At 32.0% G+C, this 11,129-nt stretch carries 14 protein-coding genes; all 14 read right to left on the bottom strand.

All coding sequences use genetic code 11. The annotated features are described in order from the left end of the window. A partial coding sequence (locus M3005_RS02935; protein ID WP_293793554.1) for an amino acid permease occupies positions 1-860 on the bottom strand: 860 nt, incomplete at its 3' end. Positions 861-1,066: 206 nt separating this feature from the next. Beyond that, complete coding sequence (locus M3005_RS02930; protein ID WP_293793541.1) at positions 1,067-2,254, bottom strand: acetate/propionate family kinase; 1,188 nt, start codon at positions 2,252-2,254, stop codon at positions 1,067-1,069. 10 nt (positions 2,255-2,264) lie between these two features. Then, entirely contained in the window at positions 2,265-3,299 is a 1,035-nt protein-coding gene (locus M3005_RS02925; RefSeq protein ID WP_293793540.1) for a class I SAM-dependent methyltransferase, read from the bottom strand. A 233-nt stretch (positions 3,300-3,532) separates the two neighbouring features. Then, positions 3,533-3,934 carry a ComGF family competence protein gene (locus tag M3005_RS02920; RefSeq protein WP_293793539.1) on the bottom strand — a complete coding sequence of 134 codons (402 nt, stop codon included), beginning with the start codon at positions 3,932-3,934 and terminating at the stop codon, positions 3,533-3,535. Next, positions 3,927-4,112, bottom strand: a complete 186-nt coding sequence (locus M3005_RS02915) for a hypothetical protein (RefSeq protein WP_293793538.1) — start codon at positions 4,110-4,112, stop codon at positions 3,927-3,929. Before M3005_RS02915 ends, M3005_RS02920 begins: the two co-directional genes overlap by 8 nt. Before the next feature lie 401 nt (positions 4,113-4,513). After that, positions 4,514-4,819 (bottom strand): competence type IV pilus major pilin ComGC, encoded by a 306-nt coding sequence (gene comGC, locus M3005_RS02910; protein ID WP_293793536.1) that lies wholly within the window; start codon positions 4,817-4,819, stop codon positions 4,514-4,516. Between the two features lie 3 nt (positions 4,820-4,822). After that, positions 4,823-5,827 carry a type II secretion system F family protein gene (locus M3005_RS02905; protein WP_293793534.1) on the bottom strand — a complete coding sequence of 335 codons (1,005 nt, stop codon included), beginning with the start codon at positions 5,825-5,827 and terminating at the stop codon, positions 4,823-4,825. After that, positions 5,817-6,671 (bottom strand): competence type IV pilus ATPase ComGA, encoded by an 855-nt coding sequence (gene comGA / locus M3005_RS02900; protein ID WP_293793533.1) that lies wholly within the window; start codon positions 6,669-6,671, stop codon positions 5,817-5,819. The genes M3005_RS02905 and comGA overlap by 11 nt, the downstream gene beginning before the upstream one ends. Positions 6,672-6,758: 87 nt before the next feature. Next, positions 6,759-7,493, bottom strand: coding sequence for a YebC/PmpR family DNA-binding transcriptional regulator (locus M3005_RS02895; protein WP_053949891.1), 735 nt, complete (start codon positions 7,491-7,493; stop codon positions 6,759-6,761). Positions 7,494-7,591: 98 nt separating this feature from the next. Next, a complete protein-coding gene (ccpA, locus tag M3005_RS02890) occupies positions 7,592-8,593 on the bottom strand; it encodes a catabolite control protein A (RefSeq protein WP_293793532.1) in 1,002 nt (333 codons plus the stop codon). Between the two features lie 153 nt (positions 8,594-8,746). Beyond that, positions 8,747-9,166, bottom strand: a complete 420-nt coding sequence (locus M3005_RS02885; protein WP_293793531.1) for a YtxH domain-containing protein — start codon at positions 9,164-9,166, stop codon at positions 8,747-8,749. A 15-nt stretch (positions 9,167-9,181) separates the two neighbouring features. Beyond that, complete coding sequence (locus tag M3005_RS02880) at positions 9,182-9,559, bottom strand: DUF948 domain-containing protein (RefSeq protein WP_053949888.1); 378 nt, start codon at positions 9,557-9,559, stop codon at positions 9,182-9,184. A gap of 80 nt (positions 9,560-9,639) precedes the next feature. Continuing rightward, complete coding sequence (locus tag M3005_RS02875; RefSeq protein ID WP_293793553.1) at positions 9,640-10,239, bottom strand: XTP/dITP diphosphatase; 600 nt, start codon at positions 10,237-10,239, stop codon at positions 9,640-9,642. Then, on the bottom strand, positions 10,232-11,041 hold the full coding sequence (gene racE, locus M3005_RS02870; protein WP_353320897.1) for a glutamate racemase: 810 nt from the start codon (positions 11,039-11,041) through the stop codon (positions 10,232-10,234). The genes M3005_RS02875 and racE overlap by 8 nt, the downstream gene beginning before the upstream one ends. Positions 11,042-11,129 lie beyond the last annotated feature (88 nt).

The following is an 11,129-nucleotide window of genomic DNA, read 5'->3' as shown; positions in this document are numbered from 1 at the left end:
GCAGCAGCTCCAATTCCAATATTTTGGAAAACTTGTACGAATGGACTTGAGTCAGCATTGATGAAGTTCCATGGGTAGATACACATTAAAGCAATTAATGATCCAATGTAGAAAATTAAAATTCTTGATGGAACTTCGTTAATAGCCTTAGGAATAACCTTTTGTGGATTATGTGTTTCTGAAGCTGTCATTCCAATCATTTCAATTCCAGCAAAACTGAAAATAACCATTTGGAAACTCATAAAGAAACCAGATAATCCGTGAGCAAACATTTTGTGACCAAATAGATTACCTAAACTAGCATGTCCAACGGGTGTTTTATAGTTAATAATAACCAATACAACACCAGTAGCAATTAGCGCTAAAATAGCAATTACCTTTATTAATGCAAACCAGAATTCAGTTTCCCCAAATGCTGAAACATTAACTGTATTCAATAAGAACAAGATAATAATAATAACTAAACCTGTAATCCATTGTGGAATACTTGGGAACCAGTACTTAATATATAAACTAGCAGCAGTTATTTCAGCCATTGCAATTGTTATCCAACAAGCCCAATATGTCCATCCAGCGACAAATCCAAGCTTTTCGCCTAAATATTTTTCAATAAATTCAATGTATGAATGACAATTAACGTTAGATAATAGCAATTCACCAAGTGATCTCATAATAAAGAATCCGGCAATTCCAGCAATTAAGTATGCCAAAATAATAGATGGTCCAGCGAATTGAATTGATTCACCAGCACCTAAGAACAATCCTGTACCAATTGTTCCTCCTAGAGCAATTAATTGAACGTGGCGGTTCTTTAATCCTCTAGATAATTCAACGTTTTCTGTTTTCGGTGATTCTTCCATTTCATCACCCTCCTATTAAAGTTCTATGAGAATAATTATTACATAAAATGCTATTAAATAGTATCTCTGCCCTTGCTGACAAAGCTTTCATGATAATTACAAACATTGGTGTATCAACATTTATTCATGTTATATATTTTAAGTTGAATTATTTTCATCAATCCATGAAAATAAAAGAGGATGCTATTAATAGCATCCTCTTTAAATTATTTTAGACGTTCGATATCTTTTACAATCATTAATTCTTCGTTAGTTGGAATTAATAAAGTCTTGATCTTAGCGTCATCGGCACTAATGTCACGTTCAACAGCGCGAATGTGGTTCTTTTCTGAATCAACCTTAACACCAAAGTAACTTAGCTTTTCCGCAATTTCTTCTCTAATGCCAATATCATTTTCACCAACACCAGCTGTGAATACAACTCCATCAACACCGTTCATTTCTGCAACGTATTGACCAACGTATTTAACAATTCTGTTCATGTACATATTACGAGCTAATTCAGCTTGATGGTTATCTGCTTTAACTGCTTCTAAATCTCTCATATCAGCTGAAACTTCAGATACACCAACTAAACCTGATTGCTTGTTTAAGATATTAATCATTTCATTAATATCTGTGATTCCTTCTTTTTCCATGATGTAAGCTAATAGTGAAGGATCAACATCTCCTGATCTAGTAGCCATCATAATTCCAGTTAAAGGAGTGAAGCCCATTGAAGTATCTAATGACTTACCATGATCTACGGCACAAATTGATGCACCAGCACCTAAATGCATAATAACAAGTTTTAAATCTTCAAGTGGTTTACCCATCATTGCAGCTGCACGACCAGAAACATATCTATAACTGGTACCATGTGCACCGTATTTTCTTGCTTTATGTTCAGTGTAGTACTTGTATGGTAAAGCGTACATGTAGTTTTCTTCAGGCATTGAAGTATGGAAAGAAGTATCAAAAACCGCAACACTAATTACATCTGGTAATACCTTCTTAAATGCTTTGATTCCTAGAATGTTAGCTGGTTCATGTAATGGAGCAAGTTCTGAAAGTTCTTCTAGTTTGCTTAAAACATCATCATCAATAATTACTGAGTCAGTAAAGTATTCTCCACCAGCAACAACACGGTGACCGACACCTGTAATTTCGTCATAGTTTTCAATAATACTTAGGCTTAGAAGCTTGTCTAATACAAGTTTGATAGCTTCTTCGTGATTATTAACGTCCATAGTTTTTTGGAACTTTTCACCATCGCCATATTTGATTTCAACATCAGAGTTTGATAGACCGATTCTATCAATAGCTCCGCTTGAAATTAGTTTTTCTGATGGCATTTCAAATAATTTAAATTTTAATGTGGAACTTCCTGCGTTAATTGCAATTGATTTTCCCATAATAGTTCTCCTAACCTTTATTTGTTAATAAATCTTTTTCTTCCCATTCAACGATTTCAGCTAAAAACTTTTGGAATGCTGAAGGTTGTTTAAATGATGGAAATTCACCAATCATAATTTTTTCAACTTGATGAGCGTTATCACCATGTTTTTGTAAAATTAGGATGGCCTTTTGAGCATTTTCATTGTTAAATATCTCTTTTGGAAGGTTTAATAATGCTTGTAAGTAGGCATTATCTTGAATCCATTTTAAAAGACCTTTTGATTCGGTAGTATCAAATAGATTACTTGGTACTAAAAACACTCCAAATCCGCCGGGTTTAATGTGATTCATCCCTTGCTCAATTAATAGATGGTGCGCAAATGAATGTCCATCGGAAGATCTAGTCTTGTAATTAGCAGTATTTTCATCGATTGGATAATACCCAATTGGTAAATCTGAAATAACTAAATCTGCATCATCTACTAGGATGTTTGCAACAGAATCTTGATAAATCAATTCACTATTATCGCTATTTTGTTGCATTTGAGAATTAATACTTGCTACAGCAAGCATTGAATCATCATTATCGATTCCAACTGTATGTATATCAACTTCCTTAATAGCATCTTTTAGTTGATTAACAACTGTAGATAATAGATTCCCCATCCCAACAGAAACGTCTAATATTTGTAATTGCTTATCTTCTTTTACTAATCTAATTACTAAATATCCCATAATTGAAGCTATGGTATCTGGAGTAATTTGATGGTTAGCCTGAATAGCATCTTCTTTAGTAGCTTTTATCATACAAATTTGAACAGCTTTTCTAACAGTTTCAGCATCAAGCTTATGATAATCTATTTCGCTATATATTTTCTCTAATTTAGAAACAGTGTCACTATCTGGCATACCTTCTTCAACATGCACTTCACCATTATTAATTAGGTTATCTCCAGTTTCGATGAAAGCATCTAGGTAAGATATCCCTAACTTATCTTTTAGAAGTTCAGTAGAAGAATTTAAAACTTTAAACAGAGTTTCTGTATCTCTCTCAGTCAGCACACTCAACTCCCCTAAAAGTATTATCACTTAATAACAACTTTCATATTACCAGATTTTTAGCATAAAATTCAAGATAAACCACTAATTACTTTAAGATAAATTAGGTATTTGGATAACTTTTGATAATTTTATTAATTGTTTGAATTTCAGTATTATATTTTTCATATTTAACTAATAAGATTGACGATATTATTAGTGCAATTAATATGGCAACCATCGTTGCAGAACCCTTTTTATTTCTCATTTTTTATTACACTCACATTTGTATATTGTTCACCATTAATAAAGCTTACGTTTATTGCGAAATGGTGACCGCTCTTCGAAAAGAATACACTTCTTATCTTATCTAACATTGGTAGATATCCACTCTTTTCACCAGATAAGATTAATGACTGCTTACTTTGTTTTAGCTTGTATTCTTTTTTATTTGTTTTGCTATAAAGATAGACTTCGCTACTGCTAACATCTTTCAAAACAAAGTTAAACTTATCGGACTCGATTTCCTTCAAAAATAGCTGATAATCTATAACATTTTCCCTGCTATCTGATTGTGACTTTTCAATAAATGGATGAATTGATATAGCTAACACCGCAATCAAAGATAAAATAAATATACTAATTACACTCTCAATCATCGTAAACGCCTTTTTGCTTTTCATAACTAATCCTTTTTTTGATCAATACTTTTTTTCTTTCATCTAAATTTTTATTCATCGTTGCGTTAAAGTCTGAGAAAACAATTATGCTTGTCGAGATTATTAATAACGCAATCATTGCATCTATCATTAAAAAACCATTTCTCTTATCTTTCATATAATCTATAAACGCCCCATCCCATTTGTATTTTCTGAATATACTTCTTATTTTGATTTTTAATCAACCAATAATATGTCTTAGGAGCAATATAACCATTTCTTTTTATTTGAATATTAAAATCAGCTGGCGTGACCATATTGTCGGGAACTGTGATTGAACTTTCTTTAATGTGATTTTGAAAAATTACATGATGGTTTGAAATATAAATGCTACTATCGATATGATTAACTTTCGATGATTCAATAGTTGCCTCCCAATTCGATTTAAACAACTCCCAAAACACCTTATCGTTTTGAGAATGATTGTATTTTAGTGAATTAAACATAAATAAAGTCATTGAAAAAAATACAGTGGCCATTAACAAAACAACAATCATTTCAAAAGTAGAAAAGCCAGTCCTATTCATCTTCAATAACTTTATTATTCTCAATCTTGATTCCATCCGATTCTGCTTGTTTTACTTGTTTATCAGTTAAATATCCTTTACTAACCAGATCCGTAAATCCAATATTTTTATTGTTTGACTCGTCAGATAAAGCATCTACTTGTCCTTGAATCATTGTACTCATTGCGTGTATGTGTATCTTATTAGCGTGTTTCTTTTGTCCAGAAATATTGGGAACAATGATTAATATTAATAACGAAATAATAAACAAAACTACTGTCATTTCTATTAAGGTGAATCCATCTTTTTTATTTTTCAATTTCTAAATTCCTTTCAATGAAGAATATATTGGTGCCAAAACTAATAGATATGCCACGATAATACATACCCCAATTATTAAAAATAGTATTGGCTGAATCATATTTATTAAACGATTAACCTGTTTATTCATATCGGAAAATTTAATTTTCGAAAAAATAATCAGCTCATCTTGTATATCATTAATAGTTTTCCCACTAGTGAAGAAACTATTGTATTCTGACGGTAAAAAACGATATTTATTGATCAACTTAGTAACCTCTTCACCAACCTTTGCACATTTGGATAATTCGATTCCTAAAACATTCAATAGTGTATTTTTTTTTAAGGTTTTTAATATTCGCACTACTTGAATGAGCTCCATTCCACTACTTAATAACATGCTTAATTCCATTGATAAAACATATGCAATATAGCTTTGATAAATCCTACCTATAAAGGGAATTCTACAAATATAATTTCTTTTTTCTAGTATAGATAATTTATTATAAAAATATGCTAATCCTAACAACGTAATAATAACTATTCCAACGAAAACATAGAGCATACTAAAGTCATATTGATTAATGGTACTGACGTTGTTTAACTGCGGCAATACCAATTCATTGATTGCAAACACCGTAAATATCAACATCATTATCAAAACAATCGGATAACATAGCACCTCTTTAATTTTTGATTCGTTCTGTATTCTACGTTGAATAAACTTACTAAGTTCAGACAAGCATTTTGCTAAATTACCATAACGTTCACTAATCATAATTTGATTTACAAATTCGGCATTGATTAACCCATCAACACTATCACTAAAACTTTTTCCACTAAGTAGCTGATTCTCAATATAATCATATTCCTTTACGCAATTATCCATCTCCTTGATAAATTGAATTACTTGTTTTAGATTATATCCAGCATTCAATAAATCACTCATCAGCTTAAATAATACATATTGCCTTTTTAAATTTAATTTTTTCATTTTTAGACGCCCGTTCCCATCACTAGTTTTCATTATTAATGATTTCTAAATCTGCCATTAAATCACCATCATCATTTAATAACATGCGCTGATATACAATCGTATTTAAACTACTCTTAACATCAGAATACTCACATCCTAATTGGATTAATCTATTTATAACCCCTTTGCAGCTTCTCGCATGAATTGTTGTCAGTACCAAATGACCAGATAATGCGGCCCTAATTGCTGCATTGGCGGTTTTAGCATCTCTAATTTCGCCGATGATAAAGACATCTGGTCTATGTCTCAATCCAACCTTAATCAACTCATCATAGTCCATCCCTGCAATATCATTCACTTGTAACTGTAAAAATGATTTATTTCTGATTTCAACAGGATCTTCAATACTCATAATCATCTTATTTTTAGCGATTTCATCCGCAATCTTATAAACAGATGTCGTTTTACCAGATCCTGTTTTTCCAGCAAAAATTATCAGACCTGATTCATCAGTGTTTTTTATGATTTGATGTAAAATATCGTCATCTTTATATGTTATCTGCTTATTATCAAGCGCATAGATAATTCTAATCACCATTGATTCTTCATTTTGAAAATTTCCCACAGTAGAAATCCGTAAGAAAAAATCTAATTGGTCACTAATTGATCCCACTTGAGGACGCCTTTTTTCACTCAAACTCATTCCACTTATATACTTACAATAGTTAATTAACTTTAGTGCGATATCAGTTTTTAGTGTTTCTTGAAATATAATTCCATATCCATTTTTGGCCTTTAACACATATTTATTCTCCTCAGGCAGGATAAATATATCTTCAATTCTTTTATCACATGAAGTCGATATTAACTTCTTAAAATATAATTGTATGTCCATCAAAAAAACCTCCATTCTTATATTCGTAGAAAGGAGGTTTTATTTTTTTATAAAAAAAAGATGCACATAAATGTGCATCTTTAATAATTATTCAGCAGATTCTGGTAATTCAGCTGCTTCGTAAACGTCTTGAACGTCATCGTTTTCATCAAGTTCATCAATTAAGCCAGTGTATTGTGATACTTTGTCACTTGGTACAGCTGTCTTGTTTTGAGGGAACATTGTAACTTCAGCAGTATCTAAATCATATTTATCTTGAAGTGCATCTCTTACAGAAGTTAAGTCAGATGGTTGAGTAAAGATTTCAAATTGATCTTCATCAGCTCTCATGTCTTCTCCACCAGCATCTAAAACATCCATTAGCATACTATCTTCGTCAACGTCTAAACCGTCACGTAAGATAACGATGTATCCTTTACGATCAAACATGTATGAAACTGAACCGTTTGAACCTAGAGAACCACCATGGTGACTGAATGCTGAACGAACGGCAGCAGCAGTACGGTTTTTGTTATCAGTTAAACAAGAAACCATGATTGCTGTACCAGCAGGTCCATATCCTTCGTAAGTAATTTCTTCGTAGTTTGCTCCACCTTGACCAGAAGCCTTATCGATAGCACGTTGAATGTTATCCTTAGGCATGTTGGCAGCATGAGCTTTATCAATCACAAGACGTAATTGTGGGTTACCATCTGGTTCTGGGCCACCAGCTTTTGCAGCTTGGTATAAATCACGAGATAATTTTTGGAAAATCTTACCACGTTTCTTATCTTGGGCACCCTTACGTCCTTGAATGTTATGCCATTTTGAATGTCCTGACATAATCACAGCACTCCTCTCAAATATCTATTGTTTTCTATAGTTTACAAACATATCAATTATATCAATCAGGATATAATTAATCAAGTTTACAACAACCGCTATTTAGTAGATTGTCTTTCTTCAATTTCGTATCCTAAAACTACATACTTATCATCAATTTTTTCTTGATTCATAATTTTAGTCAATAGTCTCATTGCGACAGCACCAATATCGTATAGTGGCTGTGTTATCGATGATAATTGTGGTCTTAACATCTTAGCTAACTTAGTGTTATTGCTAGTAAAGATTTCAAAGTCATCAGGAACAACTACTCCTCTATCAGTCATAGCATTCAATAACCCTGCTGCTAATTCATCATTAGTTACAACCGCAGCAGTAATATTCTTTTCAATTACTTCATCAGCTAGATTATAGCCATCTTCATAAGTACTATTGGTTTCAAAGACTAAATCATCACTAAATGTAATATTGTTATTCATTAATGATTCCTTATATCCTTTTAGACGATAGTCCTTATTAATTGCTTGTTTTAGTGGTCCTGATACAAACGCAATTTTTTTATTACCATGTTGTATTAATCTGTTAGTCTCATTCATTACAGCATCAACATAATCAATATTGACACTTGGCACTGAATTATTAACATCAACTGAACCGGCTAAAACAATTGGGCAATCAGATCTCTTAAATTCATCTCTTAAGTGATCATCGATTTCATTACCCATGAAAATGATTCCATCAACTTGTTTGCCTAATAATGTATTAAGAACCGATGCTTCTTTTCCCGGATTGTCATCCGAATTGGCTAAAATAATATTGTAATTGTACATAGTTGCAATATCATCAATTCCCCTAGCTAAAGAAGAAAAGTAACCATCCGTAACATCTGGAATGATTACACCTACTGTTGTAGTTTTCTTGCTTGCAAGTCCCCTTGCTACAGCATTAGGGCGATAGTCCAGATTATCTATAACCTGCAAAACCTTTTCTTTAGTGGTTTGTCTTACGTTACTGTTACCGTTCAAAACTCTGGAAACCGTAGCCATGGAAACACCAGCTTCTCTTGCAACATCATAAATTGTCACATTTTGCTTGTCCATCCCTCAAACTCCTCTTTAAGCTCGCCGAATATGTTTTCATAGCGCTTTCAATATGTTTACAAATATATCAGAAATATGAGAAATTAACAAGACTACTAACTTATAAAACAATAAAAAAACCTAGATAAAATCTAGGCTTTTTTTAATTTCTATTTATTTTTCGTCTTCTGAATGTTTTAAGAAATCTGGTTCAATTACTACGTCATCTTCAGAATCGTTAGCTTTACGAACTTGGTTTCTTAAACTATCAGCAGCTTTATGAAATTGTGTGCTACCTTCATCATAATAGTATTGAGCTTTGTTAACTACGTTGTCATTAACTTTACCAGCAGCATCTTTAATTTTTGAAGTAGCATCTGATGTCTTGTATTGTAATGATTCTTTAACATCGTCAACTGAATCTAAAGCATAGAAAGCATAATCTAATGCTCTATCTTTTAGATCGTTAGCTGTTTTAACAGTTTTATCTACTAATTCTTTGGTTTTTTCATCATCCATCTTACGGTAAGCGAAGTATGCAGCAGCGGCTGCACCAGTGGTTAATCCTAATAAAAATAGTCCTGTCTTTTTCATAAAAAACACTCCTTCTTATTTTTTAAACATTCTTAAACCTACTCCAGCAGCTTTTTCCATAAATGACTTCTTATTTCTGTTTTGGAATTTTTTGGTTAAGTTTTTTGTTGCGGTATTTAAATCACTAACACTTTGACCAACATCGGCGGCAGCTTGATAAACTGGGTCTAAGATATTGATTTTTTCATTAATGTCCTTAACTAATGAGTTTGAGCTAGCTAATATATCTTCCGCTTGCTTAGATATTACATCAATATCTTGAGAAATGGAACTAATATTTTTATTAACTTGATCTACCGTCTTTGATAGTTTAATAAGAAGCACAGCAACACTAATTGCAATAATGAAAAAAGCAATTGCGGCAATTAAACCTGCTAATTCTCCAATTGTCATGCAACCCCTCCTCTTAACTTGATATGTTTAGAATAGCATTTAACCTATAAATTTACAATTAGTATCTACTTAATTAATTATTAAAGCTTCCACCATTCGTCAAACTTTTGGTATAAATTTCTAATTGCGTTACCTCTATGACTAATCTCATTCTTTTCTTCATCAGTCATTTCAGCCATTGATTTGTTTTTTGATGGAACATAAAACAATGGATCGTAGCCAAAACCATTGTCACCTTTTGGTGCACTTAATATTTCACCGTCGACAGTTCCATAAACTACCAATTTCTTACCTTGCGGATTAAGTAATACTAAACAAGTAACGAAACTGGCTGTTCTATCATCAACATCTTTTAGCTTATCTAATAGCTTTTTGTTGTTAGCATCATCATCATGGTCACCAGCATATCTAGCAGATTTGATGCCAGGTTCATCGTTGATTGCATGGACTTCTAAACCAGAATCATCCGCTAGTACAGGTAAATTAGTAAGATTACTTACCGATTCTGCTTTAATTGTTGCATTTTCCTCAAATGAACTACCGTTTTCGTTAATTTCCTTAATCTCTGGAAAATCAGCTAACGTTTTAAATTGAATGTTTTTATCAGCAAACATTTCTTTAAACTCTCTAGCTTTATTTGGGTTATTTGTAGCAATTACGATTGTATCCACTTTAATAATCCTCCAATTCTTTCACGTCAATATGTTTTACATTAACATCTTGATTTAACCATTCATTTGCAATGGCTTTAAATTGATTAACATCCCCAGTAGTATAAAAATCATAGTGAGGAGTACTTTCATCATTATAGATATTATTTTCTTTTAACATTGAATCTACTTGTTTAATTGTTTCTATTCCTGGATCAATTAATTGAACCTTATCACCCATTGATTGTTGAATCATTGAACGCATGATTGGAAAATGAGTACATCCCATAACTAGTGTATCAATGTTATTAGATTTAATTTTTGCCAATACCTTATCAACATCTGATTGGTTGGATGATTCTTTATATCCTTGGTTTTCAACCATTGTTACAAAACTAGGACAGCCAAGGCTAACAACATCAACATTTTCATTTACTTGCTTGATTTCATTCTCATATTTACCACTTTTGACGGTTCCGTTAGTGGCAATTACTCCAACATGATTATTATTAGTTGCTTTAACAGCTGCTAAGCTTCCCGGATTAATGACTCCAATTACCGGAATTGATAATTGTTCTTTTAAAAATGGTAATGCCAACGCAGTTGCCGTATTACATGCAATCACTAGCATCTTAATATTTTTACATAATAAAAACTTTGATATTTGTAGCGCATAGCTTTTAATTTGTTCGGGAGTTTTCTCACCATATGGCAATCTTGCTTCATCGCCAAAATAAATTATATTTTCTTTTGGTAGTTTTTGCATTGCGACTTTGGCGATTGTTAATCCACCTACTCCAGAATCCATAAATCCAATCGCTTTTTTATTCAATATTTTAACCTTCTTTCGCAATTCCACATAATTAATATTATCATGTTTAATGCAATCTATCATGAATATTAATACATAAATGAACTAA

This window comes from Apilactobacillus sp. (assembly GCF_025290035.1).
In the GTDB taxonomy this organism is placed as follows: Bacteria; Bacillota; Bacilli; order Lactobacillales; family Lactobacillaceae; genus Apilactobacillus.
The sequence above is the reverse complement of the archived record's forward strand: the minus strand, read 5'-3'. Positions and strand labels throughout refer to the sequence as shown.